Genomic DNA, 21,669 nt, shown 5'->3' on the forward strand with positions numbered 1-21,669 from the left:
GGCCGGCCGGGCGGCGCCGGCCAGCCCGCCCGAACCACCCATCCCTGAACGCGTTCAGAAAATGCTCCGGTTGCGGCTCTCGCGAGGATGCGGCAGACAAGAGGGAGTCATCGGGGCGAAAAGGGAGAAATTCGTGAACGGACCGTCACTTCCGACACCTCGTCAGGCGTCGCGTCGTCAGGCACCGGCCGGCGCCGCCCTCTTCGCCCTGCTCGGGCTGCTCGCCGCGGCCTGCGGCGGACACGACGAGCCCACCAGCGCCGCCGGCCCCGAGAGCCAGGAGGTCTACCTCCAGCCGGTGGCCAACGTCGGCCCCAACCCCTTCACCGCCTCCTCGGCCACCGCCGAGTCGGCCCCCGTCCAGCCCCCGCTGCCCAACCCCACCGGTCAGGGCATCCGCACCGTCAACGCCGCCACCCCCGGCCTCTACGGGGGTACCCAGCGGCTCGGCAGCTGCGACGTGGAACAGCAGGTGAGCCACCTGACCGAGGACAGTGCCAAGGCCCGGGCCTTCGCCCAGGCGACCGGCATCGAGGAGGCCGGCATCCCCGACTTCCTGCGGGGCCTGACCCCCGTCGTACTGCGCGCCGACACCCGCGTCACCAACCACGGCTTCCGCGGCGGCCGCGCCGACGCCTACCAGTCCGTCCTCCAGGCCGGCACCGCCGTCCTCGTCGACGAACACGGCATGCCCCGGGTCCGGTGCGGCTGCGGCAACCCGCTGGGCTCCCCGCGCGCCGCCAAGGGCAGCCCCGTACACAAGGGCGACCCGTGGAACGGATACCAGCCCAACCAGGTCGTCGTCATCGAGCCCACCACCCACGTGATCAACAACCTGGTGATCGTCAACATCGCCGACAACACCTGGATCGAACGCAAACGCGGTGACGACGGCGCCCAGGACCGGACCCCGCAGGCCCCGCCCCCCTACGACCCGGCCGACGGCATCCCCGACGGCCCCGCCCTTCCCTCCGGTGCCGCCTCGGCCAGTCCCTGCCCGAGCACACCGGGCTCCGGAGCGGCGGACTGCCCCTCGAACCCGTCCTCCCCGAGGTCGCCGGGCGGCGACGCGCAGAGCCCCGGCCTGCCCCTGAGCCCCTCCACCCGGCCGCGCCAGCCGCAGCAGCCGCAGAAGCGGCCGCCGTCGGACCTCCCCTCGGACACCCCGTCCGACCAGCTGACCCAGAACCCGGACGAGCCGGTGCTCCCGCCGTGGCCGGGCGGATCGACCACGCAGCCCGGCGACCCGCAGGACCCGTACTCCGATCCCTCCGCCGACCCCTACACGGACCCGTACGCCGATCCGTACGCCGATCCGGACACGGACGCCACCACCGACCCGTACGCCGACCCCTACGCCGAACCGGACCTCACGCCGACCTCCGACGAGGGCCTTCCGCGGGAGAGCGCCTGACCGGCCCGTGTGTCATGGTGGACCGGTGCCGACCACCGTATCGCTGCCGGACGACTGGCCCGCACACCCGGACCGGTCGCTCTCGCTCAACCGCATGGGAAGTTTCGACTGGGACCTGGTCACCGGTCTCCTCCACATGGACGAGGCCGCCCTCGACGTCTTCGACACGACCCCCGAGGAGTACGACGGCCGGCCCGCGTCCCTCTCCCCGCGCGTCCCCCCGGCCGAGTCGGCCCGGCTCGACGCCATGGTCTCCTCCGCCCTCAAGAGCGAGGGCGACAGCTACGGCGCCTACTTCCGCATCCGCTGCCGGGACGGACGGCTGCGCTGGACACACACCCAGGGCCGCGTCATGCGCGGCCCCGACGGGCGGCCCCACCGGATCATCGGCATCGTCCGGGACGCCACCGAGGAGCTCAGCCACTCGGCGGAACGCCTCGGACTCGACGAGGAACGGCGCCGGCAGACCTCGGTGGTCGAGAGCACCACCGCCGCCCTCGCGCACGCCCGGACCGTGCAGGACGTCATCGACGCGCTCGGCGACGCCCACGGCCTGGAGCGGCTGGGCTCCATGGGCATGGTCATGGGACTCGTCGAAGCCGGCCGGATCCACCTGGTGGCCGAAGGCCCGGACGGCAGCTTCGTCCCCGGGACCCGCTACACCCGCATCGACGAGCAGTACCCGATGAGCGAGGTGGTCCGCTCCCTCCAGCCGCGCTTCCTGGACTCGGCGGAGGAGTTCGCCCAGGGCTACCCGGCGCTCTGGGCGAAGATCTCGTACATGCAGATCTCGGCGGCCGCCTACCTGCCGCTCATCGCCCAGGCCCGCCCGATCGGCGCCATCGGACTGCTCTACCAGGACAAGGACGGCTTCACCCAGGAGGAGCGCAACCTCCTCGTCGCCCTCGGCAGCAGCATCGCCCAGAGCCTCCAGCGGGCCATGCTGCTGGAACAGGAGCACGACCTCGCCGAGGGCCTCCAGCAGGCCATGCTGCCCCGGCGGATCCCGGCCGTCCCCGGCGGGGAGATCGCCGTACGCTACCGCTCCGCCCGCATGGGCCAGGACATCGGCGGCGACTGGTACGACGTCATCCCGCTGCCCGGCGGCCGGGTCGGCGCGGTCATCGGCGACGTCCAGGGCCACGACACCCACGCGGCCGCCGTCATGGGCCAGCTGCGGATCGTCCTGCGCGCCTACGCCGCCGAGGGCCACTCGCCCGGCACGGTCATGGCCAGGGCCTCCGTCTTCCTCCACGAACTGGACACCGAACGCTTCGCGACCTGCACCTACGTGGAGGCCGACCTCTCCACCGGCGTGCTCCAGATGGTCCGCGCGGGCCACATCGACCCACTGCTGCGCACCCGCGACGGGGACTGCCACCGGCTACCGGTGGACGGAGGCATGCCGCTCGGCCTGTCGGCGGAGTTCGGCCGGCTCGAATACCCCGTGACCACCGTGGAACTCGACCCGGGAGAAACGCTCCTGCTCTGCACCGACGGCCTCGTCGAACACCCCGGCGCCGACCTCGACGACGGCATCCACATGCTGGCCTCCCACATCCGCAGCGGCCCCGCCGACCTGCAGCTCCTCGCCGACCGGCTGTGCGAGATCGCCACCGAGCGCGGCGGCAACGACGACATGGCCCTCCTCCTGCTGCGCCGCCGGCCCGCACCCGCCCCGCCCGGCGGCGGCAGGCTGCAACAGCACGTGGCCCCCGGGGACCCGGAGGCCCTGGTGGCCGCCCGCCACATGATCGGGGCGGCGGTGCGCGCCTGGGGCGCGCGGGAGCGGGCCGACGAGATCGAACTGGTCGCCGACGAGCTGATCGTGAACGCGCTCATGCACACGGACGGCCCCGCCATCGTGACCCTGCGCATACTGGCCGGCCACCAGCGCAGACTGCGCGTCGAGGTCGCCGACCGCTCCAGCGCCCTCCCGCGCCGGCGGGAGGCCGGCGAGTCCGGGGTCTCGGGCCGGGGCCTGATGCTGGTGGACCGGCTGGCGGACGTGTGGGGAGTGGAGCCTCGCGGCAGCGGCAAGTGCGTGTGGTGCGAGTTCGTCATGGGCTGAGACCGGCGCCGGGAAAGGGGCCGGGGGCGGGTGACGGTGACGGTCTGGGGACGGGCCGGGGGAGGGGCCCGGGACGGGCCGGGGGACACCCGGGGAAAGTCCGTTGCGGGGACGGTGCCGGGTCCGTGAGGATCAGCGGCGATGACCGACACCATGGACGAAGTACGCCGACTGCTGAAGCAGGACGACCTGCCCGGAGCCGTACGATCCCTGCGGCCGCACGCCGAGACCGCACCGATCGCCGAACTCGCCAAGGCCACCAGGGCCCTCGCCGAGAAGGCCGGGTTCAAGGACCTGGCCGACGCCGCCCGCAAAGCCGCCAAGCGAAGCCACGAACCGCAGGCCCTCTACGACTTCGGGTACGCCTGCGTCGAGCGGGGCATCGCCTTCCTCGCCGTCGCGCCCCTGCGCGAAGCCCTCGGACTGCTCCCCGACTCGCGCACGCTCCTCGCCGAGCTGGTCTCCGCCCTGGAGGACGAGCACCGGCACACCGAGGCCGCCGCACTGCTCGCCGCCCGCGGGGACCGGCTGCCCGCCTGGCCCGAGACGTACCTCCTCGTGCACAACACCCTGTTCGCCGGCGACCTGGACACCGCCGAGAGCCTGCTGGTGGGTCTGCCGGCCCCCGAGGACCCGCAGTGGGCGCCCGCCCGGCAGCGCCAGACCCGCCAGGTCCTGCGCAGCGGCCAGGCCCGCCGCGCCCAGCGGAGCGCCGGACACCCCGACCCGCTCGGCCCGGCGGACCTGCGCGGCTGGCACTACGGCCTCACGGGCGGACTGCTCGGCACCCTGTCCCCGTACGGCTGGGACGCCGGGATGACCGGCCGGTACGCCTACCTCGGCGACACCCTCCAGCTGTGCCGCCAGGGGCTGGCCCGCCTCGGGCTCGCCCTGGACGCCGCCGGGCGCCGCCCCGGGTGCGTCTCGCTGCTGCCCGGCCGTTCCGACCGGATCCTCGGCCTCGCCGCCGCCGCGGTGCTCGGCCTGCCCGCCGTCCCCTACCGGCCGGACCGCGCGGACACCCTCGTCGTCGCGTACGACCTGGCCAAGGCCGACCCGGACCTCGTCCGCACCCTGCACGCGCGCGCCGACGGCCAGATCCTGTCCGAGCACGCCACCTGCTGGACCGGGCCGCCCGCGGTGAGCGCCGACTTCAGCACGCTGCTGTGCCAGGTCGTCGTCCCGCCCTGGCGGGACGACGACCGGCCCGAGGAGGAGATCGCCCGGGACGTCGCCGCCGCCGACCCCGCCCCCGACGGCGGCGACGGAGCGGCGCCGCCCGACCCGGACGAGGCCTTCCGCGCCTTCGCCGCAGGCGTCGCCCCCGGCTGGCTCGCGGCGCCGCGGGACCGGATCGCGTCACCCGGGCCCGTTCCCAGCTCGCGTTTCGCCTGAGGCGGCGGCAGGCTGGGACCATGCCGGAGCTGCCCGAGGTCGAGGCCCTGCGGGAGTACCTCGACGAGCACCTCACCGGGCGGGTGGTCGAGCGCGTCCTCCCGCTCGCGGTGAGCGTGCTCAAGACGTACGACCCGCCGCCGAGCGCCCTCGAAGGGCAGCCCGCCGGAGCCGTCGCCCGCCACGGGAAGTTCCTCGACCTGCGGATCGGCGACCTCCACCTCGTCACCCACCTGGCCCGCGCCGGCTGGCTGCGCTGGCAGGAGACCCTGCCGGCCCAGCCGCCCCGGCCCGGCAAGGGCCCGCTGGCCCTCCGCGTCACACTGGAGGGCGGAGGCGGCTTCGACCTCACCGAGGCCGGCACCCAGAAGCGGCTCGCCGTGTACGTGGTCCACGACCCGGGCGAGGTGCCCGGAATCGCCCGCCTCGGCCCCGATCCGCTCGCCGACTCCTTCGACCGGGACGCCTTCGCCGGCCTCCTCGCGGGGGAGCGCCGCCAGATCAAGGGCGTCCTGCGGGACCAGAGCGTCATCGCCGGAATCGGCAACGCCTACAGCGACGAGATCCTGCACGCCGCCCGGGTGTCGCCGTTCAAGCTCGCCTCTTCCTTCGACGAGGAGCAGGTCACACAGCTGTACGCCGCCGTCCGGGAAACCCTGCGCGAAGCGGTCGCCCGGGCGCACGGGGTCGCCGCCGGGAAGCTCAAGGCCGAGAAGAAGAGCGGGCTGCGCGTACACGGCCGGGCCGGCGAGCCGTGCCCGGTGTGCGGGGACACCATCCGCTCGGTCTCCTTCGCCGACTCCTCGCTGGAGTACTGCCCCACCTGCCAGACCGGCGGGAAGCCGCTCGCCGACCGGCGGCTCTCACGCCTCCTCAAATAGCGGGGCGCTGCGTAGACTCCCGCACCATGGCCGAGGAGCAGCAGCAGTCGCCGCCCCGGCGCGAGATCGTCACCGGGATGCCCCGGGGCGCTCGCCGCCGGGCGCCCGCGCACACCCCGGCCCGTTCGGAGATCTCCGAGCACACCACCCTCGGCGCCACCTACGTACGGGCCCTCATGCGCAGCCAGCTGCGCACGGGCCTCGGGGCGCTGGCCGCCCTGGTTTCGCTGGTCGGAGCCCTGCCCCTGCTGTTCGCCGCGCCGGGGGCCAGGCCGGGCCTGCTGGTCTGGCTGGTGCTGGGGCTGCTGGTGTATCCGGTGATGTGGCTGATCGCCCGGTGGTACGTCCGCCGGGCGGAGCGCAACGAGGCCGATTTCACGGGTCTGGTGATGGACCCGGGAGACAGGCCGTAGCCGTCAGAAGAGGTGCATCGCCAAGTGGCCCAGGGGCAGCCCGAGCTGCCAGGCGGGGGTCCACACGCGCGCGTTCTCGTCGAGTCCGGCCGGGTTGTCGGGGTGACCCTGCCGCCCCGGATCGAGGTTGGTGGCGAACAGCTCGGTGCCGTCCAGCCAGCGCCAGGCGGCCCGGGCCAGTTCCAGGTCGGGGTCCTCGCCGCGGCCGCGTTCCCGGGCCGCCTCGCCGAGGTCGAGGAAGCGGGTGTGTACCCAGTCGCGCCACGGGTGACCGTACGCCGTCAGCGACAGCCACTCGTCGAGTTGCGAGACCACACGGATCCCGGAGAGCTCGCCGGCGGCGTCGGAGAGGTAGACGGTCAGGGCGAGCGTGTCCCGTCCGGCCCGGAACTCCAGGGTGCTGACCGGGATCAGCCGGCCGGTCCGCAGCAGTTCGTCGGCGATGTACTCGGCATAGAGCCAGGCCATGGGCACCGCGAGCCCACCGTCGCTGGTGCCGTTCGTACCCTCGGGCTGCACCGTTCCACCTTCTCCCGCGCGTCGAGCGTCCCGTTCGTCAGCCCGAGCCTTCACCGCGCGGCTGACACGGCGGGGGATGTTTACTCAACTTGGACAGTGTTCTGTCGCATTCGATGCGCTTTGTGTCCGGTCCGCATCCCTTCGCGGCGATCCGGGACCCGTTCGCGGGAGACGGTGCTCAGGCGCCGAGGCCGTAGCCGTACCCCTGGAGGTCCTTCCTCAAGGCGCGCAGGGCGTAGTAGGTGCGGGACTTGACCGTCCCGGCCGGGATGCCGAGCTCGGCGGCGGCTTCGGCCACCGAACGGTCCCGGAAGTAGACCTGGAGCAGCACCTCGCGGTGCTCCGGCCCCAGGGACCCCACGGCCCGCCGGACGTCGATCGCCGTGACCGACCCGGCCACCGCGTCCTCGGCGGAGGGTGCCTGCTCCAGCCCCTCGGGATCCACTTCCAGCGGCCGTGACAGCCGGGCCCGCCGGGCGTCGATCGCGAGCCGCCGGGCCACCGTGAACAGCCAGGGGCGCATCGAGTCGTGTCCGCTGGCCAAGGCCTCCGGGTGCTGCCAGACCCGTACGAGGGTCTCCTGTACGAGGTCCTCCGCGCGCTGGGCGTCGCCGGCGGTGAGGCCGACCAGGAATCCGAACAGGGCCCGCCCGTGGTCGCGCTGGAGTTCCGCCAGGGCCTCGGGATCCGTACGCGGGAGGGGTGGGGAGAGCGGCACGAGTGGCTCCTTCCGGGGTGCGCGGGGGTCCATGGGTGGCGCCCCGTCCACCCTGACCTGCGCAGAGCCGACCCGGAACCGTTCCGCCCCGGTGTTGCGCCCAAGCACCCCGGTGGTCCGACGGGCGGCCGTGCCGGGCGGTGAACGGTCGAACGGCGCGGCGAACGGCAGGCCGCGCCGTGTCCGCCGTGGGAGTGGCTTCGCCGGCGGGCGCGGATCCGGTCCTTGACTTACCGCGTGTTGTTGTATGGATTGCAGATGATGACATGTCAGATAGTCATATAAATGGGGAGCCTGATTGATGACCACGCGCACCCGGCCGCGAGCGGCCGCCCTGCTCTCCGCCCTCCTGCTGTCCGCGGCGGCGGGATGCTCGGCCGCCGGGGACACCGCCCCGGCCCGCCTCGGGAACTCCGGCCCGCCGACCCCCTCCAGCGCCGGCGGGGCGCCCGCCGGCAAGGGCTTCACGCTGGTCGCGAGCGGCGACGTACTGCCGCACACCTCGGTCATCCGGCGAGCCGCGGACGACGCGCAGGACGACGGCTACGACTTCAGGCCGATGTTCTCCGGCGTCAAGGCCGTCGTCTCCGGGGCCGACCTCGCCCTCTGCCACATGGAGACCATCTACGGTGAGGAAGGTGGACCCTTCTCCGGCTACCCGGCCTTCAAGTCCCCGCCGCAGGTCGCCGACGGCCTCAAGGACACCGGTTACGACGGCTGCTCCACCGCCTCGAACCACACCCTCGACGACGGCGCCGCCGGGCTGGGCCGCACCCTCGACCGCTTCGACAAGGTCGGCCTGCGGCACGCCGGATCGGCCCGTACGGCGGCCGAGGCGGCCAAGACGACCACCTACACGGCCGGCTCGGCCAAGGTCGCGCACCTCGCCTACACCTACGACACCAACGGCTACCCGCTGCCCGACGGCCGGCCGTGGGCGGTCAACCTGATGAAGCAGGACAAGATCGTCGCGGATGCCAGAGCCGCCCGGAAGGCAGGCGCCGACGTCGTGCTGGTAAGCCTCCACTGGGGCACCGAATGGCAGACCGAACCGGACGAGACACAGATCGAGCTGGGCAGGGCGCTCACCGCCTCGCAGACCGCCGGCCGGCCCGACATCGACCTCATCCTCGGCACCCACGCGCACATCCCGCAGCCCTACGAGAAGGTCAACGGGACCTGGATCGTCTACGGCATGGGCGACCAGGTCGCCGGCGAGATGTTCAACCACACGGGCGCGCGCGACCTGCGCGGCAACTACGGCTCGATCGGCCGCTTCACCTTCGCCCCGCCGGCCGCGGCCGGGCAGCGCTGGCAGGTCACCAAGGCGGAGTTCGTACCGCAGATGATGGACCTGTCCGCCGGCCGCGTCGTCCACCTCCCCGACGCCCTGGCGAAGGACCCCGGCAGGGAGGACTACGAAACCGCCCGGGACGAGATCACCGAGGCGGTCCTCAGCCGCGGCGCCGCCAAGGACGGCCTGGTGGCCGCCTCTTGAAGAGGCTCGGTTCGCCTCCGGGGCGCCTTGTGCCGGGCTCACAGGTCCGTGCGTGCTCGAAAACCGCTCGTGCCTCGCGGTTTCCTCCGCGCGCTCGGACCTGTTCCCCCGGCGCGCCCCTTCGGCTCACTCGCCCGGGCCCGGGGTGGGCGTGTGGGCGACGGTCAGGGGACCACGGTTACCGGCCAGCGGCCCGCCTTGACCAGGCGGATCGCCACCGAGCCGATGATGCGGTGGCCCGCCTGCTCCGAGGCGCCCACCACCACCGCGTCGGCCATCAGCTCCCGCGCCGCGCTCACCAGGCCGGCGTAGGGGTCGCCGCGGAAGGTGTGGAACTCCCAGCGCACCTCGTAGATGCCCCTGAGCCGCTCCGCCGACTCGCGGATCTCGGCCACCAGACCCTCGGCGATCTCCCCGGTGGTGTCGGCCACGGGCGCGCCCAGCGCCGCCCCGGCCGGCACCACCGGCTGGACGTACACCAGCGCCAGCAGGGCGTTCTGCCGCCGCGCCAGGCCGGCCGCGTAGGCCGCCGCCCGCAGCGAGGACTCCGAACCGTCCACCCCGGCCAGGATCACCTTCGGGCCGTCGGTACCGCGTTCGAATCCCGTGTTCACGTGCTCCGTCACCCTGCGAGGATAGGCGCCTGCGTGCCGGCGGCCCCCGGCCGCTCGGCGCGCGCACCGGCGCACCCCTCCCTAGAGTGCGAACCATGAGTGCCACCGTGGAGGAGACACACGGAACCCGCAGCCGCTTCCTGAACCGGGTGCCCGACGGGTTCGGCGCGTTCTTCGGGACGATCGGCCTGCTGTGCGCACTGCTCTCGCTCTCCCCGGCGCTGCGACGGATCCTGCGGCACGTCGTGCGGTTCCTCGACCTGATCGTCGTACCGGTCAGCGCCAACCTCGCCTACGCCGTCTTCCTCTTCCTCTTCGCCGCGGCCCTCGGCACCCGCAAGAAGGTCGCCTGGTGGATGGTCGTCACCTATCTGGCCCTGCTGATCGTCGACGACCTCCTGGACATCGCCGTCGGCGACTACTGGATCGGCGTCTCCTCGATGGCCCTGGCCGTCGCCGCCATGGCCGTACTCATCGCCGCCCGCAGGGAGTTCTACGCCGCGTCCCGGCCGGGCGCCCTCTGGCACGCCCTGGTCGTGCTGGGCCTCGGCATGCTCGCCGCCGTCCTCCTCGGCTGGGCCCTCGTCGCGCTCTTCCCCGGCTCCCTGCCCCGCGGCCAATGGCTGGACTGGGCCGCCAAACAGGTCTTCGGCGGCCTCTTCTCGGCCCGGCAGTTCGACGGCCGCCCGCCCAGGCCCCTGTACTTCCTCCTCGGCCTCTTCGGCGCCGTCGCCCTGCTGAACGCCGCCGCGACCCTCTTCCGCTCCCAGCGCATGACCGCCGCCCTGCACGGCGACGAGGAACCCCGCATCCGGGCCCTCCTCGGCGCGTACGGCCGGTCCGACTCCCTCGGCTACTTCGCCACCCGGCGCGACAAGGCCGTCGTCTTCGCCCCCAACGGCAGGGCCGGCGTCACCTACCGCGTCGAAGCCGGCGTCTGCCTCGCCAGCGGCGACCCGGTGGGCGACCCCGCCGCCTGGACCCCCGCCATCGACGCCTGGCTCGCCGTGGCCGGCCGCTACGGCTGGCAGCCCGCCGTGATGGGCGCGTCCGAGGCCGGCGCCACCGCCTACGCCCGCTCCGGCCTGAGCGCACTCCAACTGGGCGACGAGGCCATCCTGCACGTCGCCCAGTTCGACCTCGACGGCCGCGACATGCGCGTCACCCGTCAGGCCGTCAACCGCGTGAAGCGGGCCGGCGCCACCACCCTCATCCGCCGCCACTCGGCCCTCTCCGAAGACGAGATGCGGACCATCATCGACCGGGCGGACCGCTGGCGCGACACCGAGACCGAACGCGGCTTCTCCATGGCCCTGGACCGGCTCGGCGACCCGGCGGACGGCGACTGCCTGCTGGTCGAGGCCTTCGACGAGCAGGGCGAGCTGATCGCCTTGCTCTCCTTCGTCCCCTGGGGCAGGGACGGTATCTCCCTGGACCTGATGCGCCGCGACCGCGCCGCGCCCAATGGGGTCATGGAGTTCATGGTCGCCGAACTGTGCGCCGCCGCCCCCGGCCTCGGAGTGCGCCGCATCTCCCTCAACTTCGCCGTCTTCCGCTCCGCCTTCGAGGAGGGCGGACGCATCGGCGCCGGCCCCGTCCTCAAGGTGTGGCGCAAGCTGCTGCTCTTCTTCTCCCGCTGGTGGCAGCTGGAGGCGCTGTACCGCTCCAACGTCAAGTACGGCCCCGAGTGGTACCCGCGGTTCCTCTGCTACCAGGACGCCGGCTCGCTCGCCCGGGTCAGCCTCGCCTCCGGCATCGCCGAGGGCTTCGTCTCCGTACCCAGCCTGCGCACCCTCTGGGGCAACGGCCATCCCAAGGGAGGCGTCACCGCCCCCGCCACCACCGAGGGACTGCCCCCCATCGAATCCCTGGGCCTCGACGCGGTGGAGGAGGAACTGCCCGGCGTCCCCGTCGAGCGGCTGCCCGAACAGGTACGCGTCCGCCACGCCAAACTCGACCGCCTCCGGGCCGCCGGCACCGACCCCTACCCGGTCGGGATCCGCCTGCGCACCCACACCGTCGCCCAGCTGAAGGCGGCCCACCCCGGCCACCCGCCCGGCGCCCGCACCACCGAGCCCGCCACCCTCGCCGGGCGCGTGATGCTCGTACGCGACCTCGGCGGCGTCGTCTTCGCCGTCCTGCGCGACTGGTCCGGCGACATACAGCTCATGCTCACCCGCGACGAGTCCGGCGCCGAAGTGCTCGACTCCTTCACCTCCCAGGTCGACTTCGGCGACCATGTGCTCGTGACCGGCGAGCCGGGCGCCAGCAGGACCGGCGAGCTCTCCCTGGTGGTCCGTTCCTGGCAGCTCACCGGCAAGTGCCTGCGCCCCCTGCCCGACAAGCGCAAGGGCCTCGCCGACCCGGAGGCCCGCGTCCGCCGCCGCTACCTCGACCTCGTCGCCAGCCCCGAGGCGCGCGACGTCGTACGGGCCCGCTCCAGCGCGGTCCAGGCCCTGCGCCAGGGCCTCCTCGACCGCGGATACCTGGAGGTCGAGACCCCGATGCTCCAGCAGATCCACGGCGGCGCCAACGCCCGGCCCTTCCGCACCCACATCAACGCCTACGACCTCGACCTGTACCTGCGCATCGCGCCCGAGCTGTACCTCAAACGGCTCTGCGTCGGCGGCATGGAGAAGGTCTTCGAGATGGGCCGCACCTTCCGCAACGAGGGCGTCTCCTACAAGCACAACCCCGAGTTCACGATGCTGGAGGCCTACCAGGCCTTCGCCGACTACGACGTCATGCTCGACCTCACCCGCGAACTGATCCAGACGGCCGCCACCGCGGCCTACGGATCCGCCGTCGCGCACAAGGCGGACGCCGACGGCAAGCTCGTCGCCCACGACATCTCCGGGACCTGGCCCGTCAAGACCATGTACGGCGCCATCAGCGAGGCCCTCGGCGAGGAGGTCGACGCCGACACCGAGGAGCACGTGCTGCGCCGCCTCTGCGACCGGGCCAAGGTGCCGCACCGACCGGAGGACACCCGCGGCGACGTGGTCCTGGAGATGTACGAGCGGCTGGTGGAGGAACGGACGAAACTCCCCACCTTCTACAAGGACTTCCCGACCGACGTCTCCCCGCTCACCCGCCAGCACCGCAAGGACCCCCGGCTCGCCGAGCGGTGGGACCTCGTCGCCTTCGGCACCGAACTCGGCACCGCCTACTCGGAGCTGACCGACCCCGTCGAACAGCGGCGCAGGCTCACCGCCCAGTCCCTGCTCGCCGCCGGCGGCGACCCCGAGGCCATGGAACTCGACAACGACTTCCTGGACGCCCTCGAATACGCGATGCCCCCGACCGGCGGCCTCGGCATCGGCGTCGACCGCCTCGTCATGTTCCTCACGGGCCTGACGATCCGCGAAACCCTCCCCTTCCCCCTGGTGAGGACGCGGCTGACCGCGAGCGCGGCTGGTCCGCCCGAGTGAGCGGGGCGGGGCGCGTCCGCGCCTCTCGACATCTGTGGGGATGTCGTTGATACGTAGTAATAATGAAAAATGACGAGCCGACAGTAGGGCGGCGCGTGCTCCTGCGCACCGCCGTCTTCCTCGGAGTCGCCGCAGCGGGACTGATCACCACCGGTAACGGCAGCGAGGGCGGTACGCCCGGAACGTCCGGCCTGCCGGGAGCGGGCGGCGCACCGGGGTCCGCCGCCGGGCCCGGCCCGAACCCCGCGGCGGGGGCGCCCGGATCCCTCCCCCGGGCCTTGCCCGAGAAGTCCTACCGGCTGCGCCCCATGACGGCGGACGCCCCTGCCCGCCCGGCCGCCGTGAAACCGGCGGTGCGGACCCGGCCCATCCTGGAACTCCCGGCCGAGGCGAGCGCCCACAGCGCGATGGTGCTGACCTTCGACGACGGGCCGGACCCCCGCTACACCCCGGCCATCCTCGACACCCTCGGCCGGTACGGCGTGCGCGCCATGTTCTTCGTCTGCGGGGAGATGGCCGCGGAGAACCGGGACCTGCTGCGCCGGATGGCCGCCGAGGGACACGTCATCGGCAACCACACCTGGACCCACCCGCTCATCCCGAAGCTCAGCCGGCCCGCCCTCGCCGCCGAGATCGGCCGCACGAGCGAGGTCGTACAGCAGGCCGTCGGAGAGGCGCCGCAGTGGTTCCGGGCACCCTACGGGGCGTGGAACCGGGCGGCCTTCGAGATCGGGGCCGAGCTGGGGATGGAACCGCTCGCCTGGACCGTGGACAGCCTGGACTGGGAGGAGCCCGGCGTGACCACGATCGTCTCCCGGGTCATGCGCGGAGCGGGCCCCCGCGCGATCGTCCTGTCGCACGACGCGGGCGGCGACCGGACGCAGAGCGTCCAGGCCATCGCCTCCTACCTGCCCCAACTGCTCGCGCGGGGCTACCGGATGACGCTGCCGACGCTGTCCGGCGTGGCGCCGCACTGAGCGCGGAGCGCGGCTGGGGAGGACGGGGGTGGGGCCGGGAGTGCCTCCCGGCCCCACCGTTCAGCGGACCTCGACCATCCGCGCGAAGACGACCACGTTGCCGTCGTACCCGCGCGCCTTGGAGTAGGCGCCGCCGCATGTGATCACGCGCAGTTCCGCGTGTCCGGTGTCCCCGTACACGCGGGCTCCGGGGAAGGCCTCCTTGGAGAACACCTCCACTCCGTACACCTCGAACACCGCAGTGCGCCCGTCGTAGCGCTCCACCTCGATGCGGTTGCCCGGTTTGACCGAGCCCAGGCCGTAGAAGACCGCCGGGCCCTGCGCGTTGTCCACGTGGCCCACGATCACCGCCGAGCCCCGCTGCCCCGGCGAGATGCCGTTGAGGTACCAGCCCGCGAGGTTGCGGTCCTGCGGCGGCGGGGCGTCGATCCAGCCCTCCGCGTCCAGCCCGACCGTCATCACCGGCGCGTCCACGTTGATCGTGGGGATCCGGATGCGCTGCACGGAGGAGTGCTCCAGCAGCTCCATGTCCGCGGGCGGCGTCGGCGGATTCGCCGGCAACTGGTCGGCCGTCACCGCGACGGCCGAGGCCGCGGTGGGCTGGGGCGGTCCGTCGTCGATGTCCACGCCGTTTCGCACCATGGCGAGGCCGCTGAGCATGACCAGGGCGATGACGCCCCACGGTGAGCGTTTGCGTGACTGCCCTGTCTCGTCCTCGCCCATCGTTCTCCCTTCCCGACGCGGGGGTCCCGACCCGCGTTCCCGTCCCACCCCTGTACGCCCTACGTCACGCACGCTAAGGCCGGGGCGGCAGGTCGGCGAGGGGGGAGGGGCGAACGGGTGGCCGCGGCCGCGGCGGGAGCCGGAAGGGGCCGGAAGAGGGCCGGGTGGGGGCCGGAAGGGATGCGCCCATCCAGGTAATCGTCACATGAATGCCTGACGGGTCGTGACCTGCGGATCCGTCAGCGCGGCGGCCCGTGCCTCGGCGTGTCGCTCAACCGGGCGGCCCAAAGCCGGACATGCGGAGATTGCGGTACGACCGGAGGGTTCGACGTGGGAGGCGTTCTCGTCGATCATCCGGGGCCGACGCTCCGGGGCGCTTTCCGCTGGAGGTTCCACCATGCGTGTCTTGCGCGCTCTTACCGTGACGGCGGCAGCCTGTGCCGCCCTCGGCCTCAGTGCCCCGCTCGCCTCCGCGAACCAGGACCCCGGGGGCCGGGGTGGGAACGGGGGTGGGAGGGGCCCCAGCAACGTCTCGGTGAACCCGTTCGCCGTGCACCAGGGGTCCACGATGCAGGTGAGCGCGGCGGGCTGCGGTCACGGCGGTACCGTCACCTCGCACGGCAACTTTTCCCCGGCCAACCTGTCGCCCGGATCGATCGGGTTCGCGACCGTGCGGATCTTCAACCACGCCTCTCCGGGCACCCACACGCTGTCGGTCAAGTGCAACGACAGCGACCTCATCGCGACGGCCCGCTTCCGGATCCTGCAGGGCAACCCCTCGCAGGGCGGTATCGGCGGATCCTTCGGCCCGTCCACCGCCGAGACGGCCATCGGCGCAGGCCTGGTCGGCGCCTCCGCGCTGGGCGCGGGCGCCCACGTGTTGCGTCGGCGCCGTCCGCTCCGCGGCCGGAGCTGACCGTCGGCCCTCACGGTCGGTCGCCCACCGTCCGCCCCAGCCGTCCGTCCGCGTCGGCCAACCGTCCGCGTCGGCCACTGCCCGCTCCCGCCGGTCGCCCCGAGTCCTCCCAGAGGATCCGGGGCGACCGGCGGTGGAAGGGCGGCTGCGGGGGGCTCAGTGCCCGCGGCCGGATGCCCTGCGGCGCAGGGCGTAGGCGGTAGCGCCCGCGGCGGCGAGGAAGAGTCCGGCTCCGGCGCCGAGTTCCAGCGGGTCCATGCCGGCCACGCTGCCGCCCAGGCCGCCGCGGACACCCAGGGACGCACCGGTCGTGACGGGGGCCGGGGCGGTGGCGGTGCCCGTCCGCGTGGAACTCGTCGTGGGCCTGGTCGTGCCGCCGGCGATCGTCAGGTCGGCCGAGCCGGTCTCCCCGTTGCACGTGAAGGAGACGGAGTAGAGGGCTCCGGGCCGGGCGTCCCGGTCCACGGTGACCCGTACGGTCTGGCCGCGCGCGATGCTCACGGTGTCGAAGACACCGGAGGAGGCAGTGGAGTAGGCGGCGTTGCAGCCGCTGACCGCGAGTACCACCTGGCCGCCGGGGGCGACGGTCGAGGGGGTGAGGGTGAAGCCGAACGAAGTGACCTGCCGGGCCCGCTTGTCGGCCCGCTGACCGGTGTACTTCTCGGCGTACTGCTCGGTCTCGGGTATGGCCTGGGCTTCGGAGCGGGCCCCGGCCGCGAACGCGGCGGGCGCTCCGAGGGCTCCGAGGGTGAGCACGGCGAACGTGGCGCCGGCACTCAGCAGGGCGGTGGCGGAGGTACGTATCGCACCCATGGTTGATTCTCCGGATCCCCGAGGAGCAGCCGCGGAACGGTTTCCGCACGTGGGGGGTCGTGCGCCTCGATGTCCGCCACGCTAGGTGCGGGTGCCGGGGCCCGCGATCAGGAACGGGCGAACGGGTCACGGCCGTAGGCCGAACCGGGGACGGGAGGCCCGTCCCCGGTTTGCCGGGCGGACTCAGCCGCCGAGATCCAGGTGCGAGAACTGTGTGAGGAACGGTTCGGCGGTGGCCGAGAGGCCCCGCCCGAACGGCGCGTCGAAGTCCCAGATCAGGAACAGCAGGAACGCGATCAGCGCACTGAACAGCCCGGCCAGCAGCAGCTCCCGGAACGAGCGCCTGATCTGCAGGGTGAAGATCAGGCCCACCGTGACCAGGGCTCCGGCGATCAGCCCGAACCAGACGACCCCCGGCATCGTGGCCCCGGCGCTCGCGCCGCGTGCGCTGCGGGCGTCGTCGGCCACCGCGACCTGGTCGACGAGCGGCTGGTAGGCCTGGCCCTCGTGGTCGGTCTGCGGCTCGTAGTCGGTGACGTCACGGCGGACACGTTCCAGCAGCTCCCCGCCGCGGTCCGTGAGTTCGCCCTCGTCGACCATCGCCTTCCACTCCTTGTCCACGACGTGGGTGACGTACGCGTCGACGTCGGCCCGGATCCTCGCCCTGACCTCGGCCGGGTAGACCTGCGAGCGGACGCTGATCTCGTGCAGGGCCTGCGCTTCCTGGCGTACGTACTCCTGGGCGGCTCCGCGGCCCTCCCAGACGCCCGCGATCGCCAGGCCCAGCACGATCGCGTAGATCACCCCGATCATCATCGTCATGTACTCGATGACGTCCGGGGTCTCGTTCGGATCGTCGTCCTCGCCGATCCTGCGGTGATTGAAGAAGGCGATGGACAGCACCACGGCGCACGCCGCGGCCATCGCGAGGGACAGGACGAGCCATTCCGACAAGATGACTCCAGATCTTTCGACGGTGGGCGGATCACCGGGGGCGCAGCGCGACGATCGCGAGCACCGCGGGAGCCGCGGTCAGCAGGGTGAAGGTCACCGGCGAGATGTGGTGCTCGACCGGTTTGCGGGTCGCGGCGCGGTACACCGGGCGGGCCACCGGCTTGCGCGGCGGCGCCGTCACCGCGGGGGGCGGCGGTGGCGCCGGGGGTGCCGCGGCCGCGACGGGCGGGGCGGGCGCCGGCTTCGGCCGTGGCGGTGCGGGCAGGACCGGCTTGGGCACGGGCCGCGGCGCCGCCCGGGGCGGCGGGGGAGCGGGCTTCGGCGGTGGCGGGGGCGGGACGGGCTTCGGCGTGGGCTTCGGCGGCGTGGGCTCCGGCTCGGGCGGCGGGGTGGGCTTCGGAGGCGGCTCCGGCGGGCACGGCGGTGGCGGCGGAGGCGGGCAGTCGGGGTGGCCGCGGTGCCCTCCGCCCCGGCCGCCACCGCGGTGTCCTCCGTGGTCGGAGCGGTGGTGGGAGCGGTGGACGAAGCGGTGGTGCGAGCGTTGCTCCGACCACCGCCCGGTACCGTGATGTCCGCCACCCGGGCCGCGTCCGCGGTCGTCGCCGGAGGTCGTCGCGACCACTGTGGCGGCGGTCGCGCCGTTGCCGGAGTCGGTCGTCGCGTAGGCGCTGCTATCAGCCACGGCCGGCGTGGCGGACAAGGCCGCCCACAGCAGGACCGGGACCGCCAGCAGGCGCCTGGCACAGGCTCTGTTCACCCCGGGAGCATGGGCCCGCGCGCCCGCGCGCACGTGGGGCTCGGCCCCGGTTCGCCTGAACGGGTGGAGTGCCGACCGGAAAGGTTTGAGCCAGCCGCGGAGCCCCCGCAGTCGAGTCCGATCATCCTCCGGTCAATTCCCAAAAGGGATTAGTCGGTACTGTTCATTTGCCCCGGAAGTGCCGCCGGGCGCCTTTGGTGTGTGACGAAGAACGGATCGCCAATTTCCGCTTTTGCTCGCCCTGTTGGTCAATGATCAGTACATTCGGCTCGGACAGGAGTCCGACCCCGCACGGACCGCCGCAGGAACAACGCTTGGAGATCCCGATGGAGCGCCCCGCCTGGGCCCCGCCAGGCATCGACATCTCGGTGCCGAGCGTGTCCCGCATCTACGATTACTACCTCGGCGGGTCCCACAATTTCGAGGTCGACCGCCGGGCGGCCCGACGCGCCATGGAATTCATGCCGGGACTGCCCAAGATCATGCAGGCGAACCGGGCGTTCATGCGCCGTGCCGTCCGGTACGCCGTCGCCGAGGGGGTCACGCAGTTCCTCGACATCGGCTCCGGCATCCCCACCTTCGGCAACGTCCACGAGATCGCCCAGGCCGCCAGCCCCGGCGCCCGCGTGGTCTACGTCGACCACGATCCGGTGGCCGTGGCGCACAGCCATGCCGTCCTCCTGGACGACGAGCACACCGGCGTCGTCTCCGCCGACCTGCGCAAGCCCAAGGAGATCCTGGCCGCCCCCGAGGTCGGACGGCTCCTCGACCTCGACCGGCCGGTCGCACTCCTCCTCGTCGCCGTCCTGCACTTCCTGGAGGACGCCGACCGCCCCTACGACGCCGTGGCAGAACTGCGCGACGCGCTGGCCCCCGGGAGCCTGCTGATCCTCACCCACGCCTCCTACGAGGGCATCCCGCTCACGCAGGAGGTCGCGGGCGGAGCCGTCGGCGTCTACCGCGACATCCGCAACCCCCTCGTCATGCGCACCGGGGAGCAGATCGCCCGCTTCTTCGAAGGGTTCGACATGGTGGAGCCCGGCCTGGTCTCCATGCCCGACTGGCGCCCGGACCGCTCCGAGGACGGGGCGGACGGCGAGACGCCGGAAGACCCCTACGCCTTCTCCGGCTACGGCGGCGTGGGACGCAGGGCGTGAGACTTCCGGCACAGACGGCGGGCGCGCCGAACACCGTCGCGGCGCCCGCGGCCGCACCCGAGCCGACCGCGCGATCCGCGGTGGCCCCCAACGGCGGCATCGAGGACCGTATCTCCCGCTTCGCCACGATCTGGGGACGGGCGATCTTCCCGGTCACCGCGACCTCGCTGACCCGGCCCGAGTTCGAACGGCACCTCGTACCGCTCACCCGGACGCTCACCGAAGCCCTGCACGCCCGGCCCTTCGACGCAGCCGTGGCACAGCGGGTGGGCGCCGAACTCGTCGCCGTGCACTGCACCGACCCCGAGGCGCTGGCCGGGACCCTCGGCGTCATCGAGTCCTACCTGGTGCTCTACTGCGGACCGGACGGACTGGAAGGCTCCGGGGTGGAGGCCACCGCCGAGTACCACTCGCGCTGCGCACGGCTCCAGCACGCCCTCGCCGCGGGGTACGCCCGGGCGCTGCGCGAACGGACCCTCAGCGAGCAGGAAGCCATCGCCCGCTCCGCGCTGACCGCCCGCACCGACGCCCAGCAGGCCCTGCACGCGAGCGAGGAACGCTTCCGGGCGGTGTTCGAGGGCGCGGCCGTCGGCATCGGCATCGCCGACCTCGACGGAAACGTCCTGGAGGTCAACGACACGCTTCTGCAGATGTTCGGCGGGCTGGAGGGGCACGTCCGCAGCCGCAACGTCAGCGAATGGGGCCACCCCGACGACACCCCGCACGTCTGGCGGATGTACGGCGAACTGGTGCGCGGCGAGCGCGAGAGCTACCGCGTGGAGAAGCCGTACTACCGCCACGACGGGACCGTGCTCTGGACCAACCTCACGGTGTCGCTGCTGCGCGACGCCGAGGGCAAGCCGCAGTACCAGCTGGCGCTGATGGAGGACACCACCGAACGCCGGCTGCTCAACCTGCGCCTGCGCTACGAGGCCACGCACGACGCCCTCACCGGACTGCCCAACCGGACGCTGTTCTTCGAGCGCCTGGAGAAGGCCCTCAGCGGCTCCGGGGGAGAGCGCTACGGCCTGTGCTATCTCGACCTCGACGGTTTCAAGGCGGTCAACGACAGCCTCGGGCACTCGGCGGGGGACCGGCTGCTGGTGGAGGTCGCCGACCGGCTGCAGAGCTGCGCGACCGGTCCCGGCGAGGTCGTCGCCCGGCTCGGCGGCGACGAGTTCGTCGCCCTGACCACCGGCTCCGACACCGAGCAGAAGGTGACCGACCTCGCGGTCCGTATCCTGACGGCCCTGTCCGCCCCGATCCGCCTGGAGGGCCGTGAGCTGTCGGTCCGCGGCAGCATCGGCATCGTCGAGGGCCGTGCCAAGGAGCGCACCCCCGCCGAGGTACTGCGCAGTGCCGACATCACCATGTACCGGGCCAAGGCGGCCGGCGGCAACCGCTTCGAGTTCGCCGACGCCGAGGCCGACGCCCGCGCCATCACCCGGCACGGTCTGACCAACGCCCTGCCGGCGGCGCTGGAGCGCGGCGAGTTCTTCATCGAGTACCAGCCGCTGGTCCACATGCGCGACGGCACCGTGCACGGCGCCGAGGCGCTGGTGCGCTGGTCGCACCCGCAGTACGGGGTGCTCGGCCCGGACCGCTTCATCCCGCTCGCCGAACGGACCGGGCTGATCGTGCCCCTCGGCCGGTGGGTCCTGGAGGAGGCCGTCCGCCAGGCCCGTGTCTGGCAGCGCGAGCACGGGGGCGCCGCCCTGCGGATCAACGTCAACCTCTCCCCGACCCAGCTTCACCACCCCGGTCTGGTCGCCGACACCGTGGCGGTGCTGGAGAAGTCCGGCCTCGCCCCGGGCGCCCTGTGCCTGGAGGTCACCGAGTCGGCCCTGATAGGAGCCGACGACGAACTGCTGGAGCCGCTGCGCCGGCTGGCCGAACTCGGCGTGGACATCGCACTCGACGACTTCGGCACCGGCTACTCCAATCTGGCCAACCTGCGGCGCCTGCCGGTCAGCGTGCTCAAACTCGACCGCTCCTTCACCCGGGGAATGCAGCAGCAGCCTGCCGACCCGGTCGACGTCAAGATCGTGGAGGGGATCGTGGCGCTGGCCCACAGCCTCGAACTCGCCGTCACCGTCGAGGGCGTGGAGACCGGCGCACAGGCCGCCCAGCTGCGCGCGCTCGGCTGCGACACCGCCCAGGGCTGGTACTACGCCCGCCCCGGGGCCCCCGACCGCATCCACACCCTGTCCCTCTCCGACGCCGTGCCGACGCCTTCCTGACCGCCGCCGCCCGGCCCGGGCCGGCGAGGGCGGCGGACCGGGCCCGGCTGAGCGCCGCCGCGTCCTCGACGCCGGTGCTCATACCGAGTCCGCCGGCCACGGGGCGCACGTGTGCGGCATCCCCGGCGAGCAGGAGCCGACACTCCCGTGAGGACAGCAGGTGCTGAACCCGGCCGGT

General features: G+C 73.0%; 18 protein-coding genes and 1 pseudogene. 11 read left to right on the forward strand and 8 right to left on the reverse strand.

All coding sequences use genetic code 11. The features are described from left to right. Positions 1-133 precede the first annotated feature (133 nt). From BSL84_RS29305 to BSL84_RS29325, 5 genes are all read left to right on the forward strand, one after another. On the forward strand, positions 134-1,414 hold the full coding sequence (locus BSL84_RS29305; protein WP_051873140.1) for a DUF6777 domain-containing protein: 1,281 nt from the start codon (positions 134-136) through the stop codon (positions 1,412-1,414). A gap of 7 nt (positions 1,415-1,421) precedes the next feature. Then, positions 1,422-3,485, forward strand: a complete 2,064-nt coding sequence (locus tag BSL84_RS29310) for a SpoIIE family protein phosphatase (RefSeq protein ID WP_075971518.1) — start codon at positions 1,422-1,424, stop codon at positions 3,483-3,485. Positions 3,486-3,626: 141 nt separating this feature from the next. Continuing rightward, the gene (locus tag BSL84_RS29315; RefSeq protein ID WP_075971519.1) at positions 3,627-4,880 is read left to right on the forward strand and encodes a hypothetical protein; all 1,254 of its coding nucleotides are present in this window, start codon (positions 3,627-3,629) and stop codon (positions 4,878-4,880) included. A 20-nt stretch (positions 4,881-4,900) separates the two neighbouring features. Beyond that, positions 4,901-5,761, forward strand: coding sequence for an Fpg/Nei family DNA glycosylase (locus tag BSL84_RS29320; protein ID WP_045321180.1), 861 nt, complete (start codon positions 4,901-4,903; stop codon positions 5,759-5,761). Positions 5,762-5,787: 26 nt separating this feature from the next. Continuing rightward, entirely contained in the window at positions 5,788-6,174 is a 387-nt protein-coding gene (locus tag BSL84_RS29325; protein ID WP_075971520.1) for a hypothetical protein, read from the forward strand. Between the two features lie 3 nt (positions 6,175-6,177). On the opposite strand, the gene BSL84_RS29330 is transcribed toward BSL84_RS29325, so the two are convergent. Both BSL84_RS29330 and BSL84_RS29335 read right to left on the reverse strand, forming a co-directional pair. After that, on the reverse strand, positions 6,178-6,642 hold the full coding sequence (locus BSL84_RS29330) for a hypothetical protein (RefSeq protein WP_045321199.1): 465 nt from the start codon (positions 6,640-6,642) through the stop codon (positions 6,178-6,180). A 229-nt stretch (positions 6,643-6,871) separates the two neighbouring features. After that, positions 6,872-7,444 (reverse strand): sigma-70 family RNA polymerase sigma factor, encoded by a 573-nt coding sequence (locus BSL84_RS29335; protein ID WP_045321178.1) that lies wholly within the window; start codon positions 7,442-7,444, stop codon positions 6,872-6,874. Positions 7,445-7,712: 268 nt separating this feature from the next. On the opposite strand from BSL84_RS29335, the gene BSL84_RS29340 reads away from it, so the two are divergent. Beyond that, complete coding sequence (locus tag BSL84_RS29340) at positions 7,713-8,909, forward strand: CapA family protein (RefSeq protein ID WP_075971521.1); 1,197 nt, start codon at positions 7,713-7,715, stop codon at positions 8,907-8,909. Between the two features lie 164 nt (positions 8,910-9,073). On the opposite strand, the gene BSL84_RS29345 is transcribed toward BSL84_RS29340, so the two are convergent. Continuing rightward, a complete protein-coding gene (locus tag BSL84_RS29345; protein WP_030037326.1) occupies positions 9,074-9,535 on the reverse strand; it encodes a universal stress protein in 462 nt (153 codons plus the stop codon). An 83-nt stretch (positions 9,536-9,618) separates the two neighbouring features. Between BSL84_RS29345 and lysX the strand changes: the two genes are divergently transcribed. Together lysX and BSL84_RS29355 are read left to right on the forward strand one after the other, a co-directional pair. Beyond that, positions 9,619-12,954 (forward strand): bifunctional lysylphosphatidylglycerol synthetase/lysine--tRNA ligase LysX, encoded by a 3,336-nt coding sequence (lysX, locus tag BSL84_RS29350; protein ID WP_075971522.1) that lies wholly within the window; start codon positions 9,619-9,621, stop codon positions 12,952-12,954. A 62-nt stretch (positions 12,955-13,016) separates the two neighbouring features. Next, on the forward strand, positions 13,017-13,931 hold the full coding sequence (locus tag BSL84_RS29355; protein ID WP_075971523.1) for a polysaccharide deacetylase family protein: 915 nt from the start codon (positions 13,017-13,019) through the stop codon (positions 13,929-13,931). 60 nt (positions 13,932-13,991) lie between these two features. Here BSL84_RS29355 and BSL84_RS29360 read toward each other — a convergent pair whose 3' ends face one another. After that, entirely contained in the window at positions 13,992-14,654 is a 663-nt protein-coding gene (locus BSL84_RS29360) for a class F sortase (protein WP_075971524.1), read from the reverse strand. A gap of 397 nt (positions 14,655-15,051) precedes the next feature. On the opposite strand from BSL84_RS29360, the gene BSL84_RS29365 reads away from it, so the two are divergent. Next, positions 15,052-15,570, forward strand: coding sequence for a hypothetical protein (locus BSL84_RS29365; protein ID WP_030032119.1), 519 nt, complete (start codon positions 15,052-15,054; stop codon positions 15,568-15,570). Between the two features lie 156 nt (positions 15,571-15,726). Here the strand turns inward: BSL84_RS29365 and BSL84_RS29370 are convergent, their stop codons facing one another. The 3 genes from BSL84_RS29370 to BSL84_RS36265 form a co-directional block, all read right to left on the reverse strand. Further along, entirely contained in the window at positions 15,727-16,383 is a 657-nt protein-coding gene (locus BSL84_RS29370) for a hypothetical protein (protein ID WP_075971525.1), read from the reverse strand. A gap of 183 nt (positions 16,384-16,566) precedes the next feature. Continuing rightward, entirely contained in the window at positions 16,567-17,337 is a 771-nt protein-coding gene (locus BSL84_RS29375; protein ID WP_045321174.1) for a DUF4239 domain-containing protein, read from the reverse strand. 31 nt (positions 17,338-17,368) lie between these two features. Next, positions 17,369-18,094, reverse strand: a complete 726-nt coding sequence (locus BSL84_RS36265) for a hypothetical protein (protein WP_159393580.1) — start codon at positions 18,092-18,094, stop codon at positions 17,369-17,371. Between the two features lie 326 nt (positions 18,095-18,420). Between BSL84_RS36265 and BSL84_RS29380 the strand changes: the two genes are divergently transcribed. Beyond that, the gene (locus BSL84_RS29380; RefSeq protein WP_075972298.1) at positions 18,421-19,251 is read left to right on the forward strand and encodes an SAM-dependent methyltransferase; all 831 of its coding nucleotides are present in this window, start codon (positions 18,421-18,423) and stop codon (positions 19,249-19,251) included. Continuing rightward, positions 19,248-21,491 carry a putative bifunctional diguanylate cyclase/phosphodiesterase gene (locus BSL84_RS29385; protein ID WP_420711121.1) on the forward strand — a complete coding sequence of 748 codons (2,244 nt, stop codon included), beginning with the start codon at positions 19,248-19,250 and terminating at the stop codon, positions 21,489-21,491. The genes BSL84_RS29380 and BSL84_RS29385 overlap by 4 nt, the downstream gene beginning before the upstream one ends. A 31-nt stretch (positions 21,492-21,522) precedes the next feature. Here BSL84_RS29385 and BSL84_RS34975 read toward each other — a convergent pair. Beyond that, a pseudogene (locus BSL84_RS34975) lies at positions 21,523-21,600 on the reverse strand (hypothetical protein); the annotation flags it as partial. Positions 21,601-21,669: the final 69 nt, after the last annotated feature.

Source organism: Streptomyces sp. TN58, assembly GCF_001941845.1.
Classification (GTDB): Bacteria; Actinomycetota; Actinomycetes; order Streptomycetales; family Streptomycetaceae; genus Streptomyces.

Bases quoted from the DNA above. Each gene is read 5' to 3' on its own strand.
- BSL84_RS29315 (WP_075971519.1), top strand. From the start codon at position 3,627: ATGACCGACACCATGGACGAAGTACGCCGACTGCTGAAGCAGGACGAC.
- BSL84_RS29320 (WP_045321180.1), top strand. From the start codon at position 4,901: ATGCCGGAGCTGCCCGAGGTCGAGGCCCTGCGGGAGTACCTCGACGAG.
- BSL84_RS29325 (WP_075971520.1), top strand. From the start codon at position 5,788: ATGGCCGAGGAGCAGCAGCAGTCGCCGCCCCGGCGCGAGATCGTCACC.
- BSL84_RS29330 (WP_045321199.1), bottom strand. From the start codon at position 6,642: ATGGCCTGGCTCTATGCCGAGTACATCGCCGACGAACTGCTGCGGACC.
- BSL84_RS29335 (WP_045321178.1), bottom strand. From the start codon at position 7,444: ATGGACCCCCGCGCACCCCGGAAGGAGCCACTCGTGCCGCTCTCCCCA.
- BSL84_RS29340 (WP_075971521.1), top strand. From the start codon at position 7,713: ATGACCACGCGCACCCGGCCGCGAGCGGCCGCCCTGCTCTCCGCCCTC.
- lysX (WP_075971522.1), top strand. From the start codon at position 9,619: ATGAGTGCCACCGTGGAGGAGACACACGGAACCCGCAGCCGCTTCCTG.
- BSL84_RS29355 (WP_075971523.1), top strand. From the start codon at position 13,017: ATGAAAAATGACGAGCCGACAGTAGGGCGGCGCGTGCTCCTGCGCACC.
- BSL84_RS29360 (WP_075971524.1), bottom strand. From the start codon at position 14,654: ATGGGCGAGGACGAGACAGGGCAGTCACGCAAACGCTCACCGTGGGGC.
- BSL84_RS29365 (WP_030032119.1), top strand. From the start codon at position 15,052: ATGCGTGTCTTGCGCGCTCTTACCGTGACGGCGGCAGCCTGTGCCGCC.
- BSL84_RS29370 (WP_075971525.1), bottom strand. From the start codon at position 16,383: ATGGGTGCGATACGTACCTCCGCCACCGCCCTGCTGAGTGCCGGCGCC.
- BSL84_RS29380 (WP_075972298.1), top strand. From the start codon at position 18,421: ATGGAGCGCCCCGCCTGGGCCCCGCCAGGCATCGACATCTCGGTGCCG.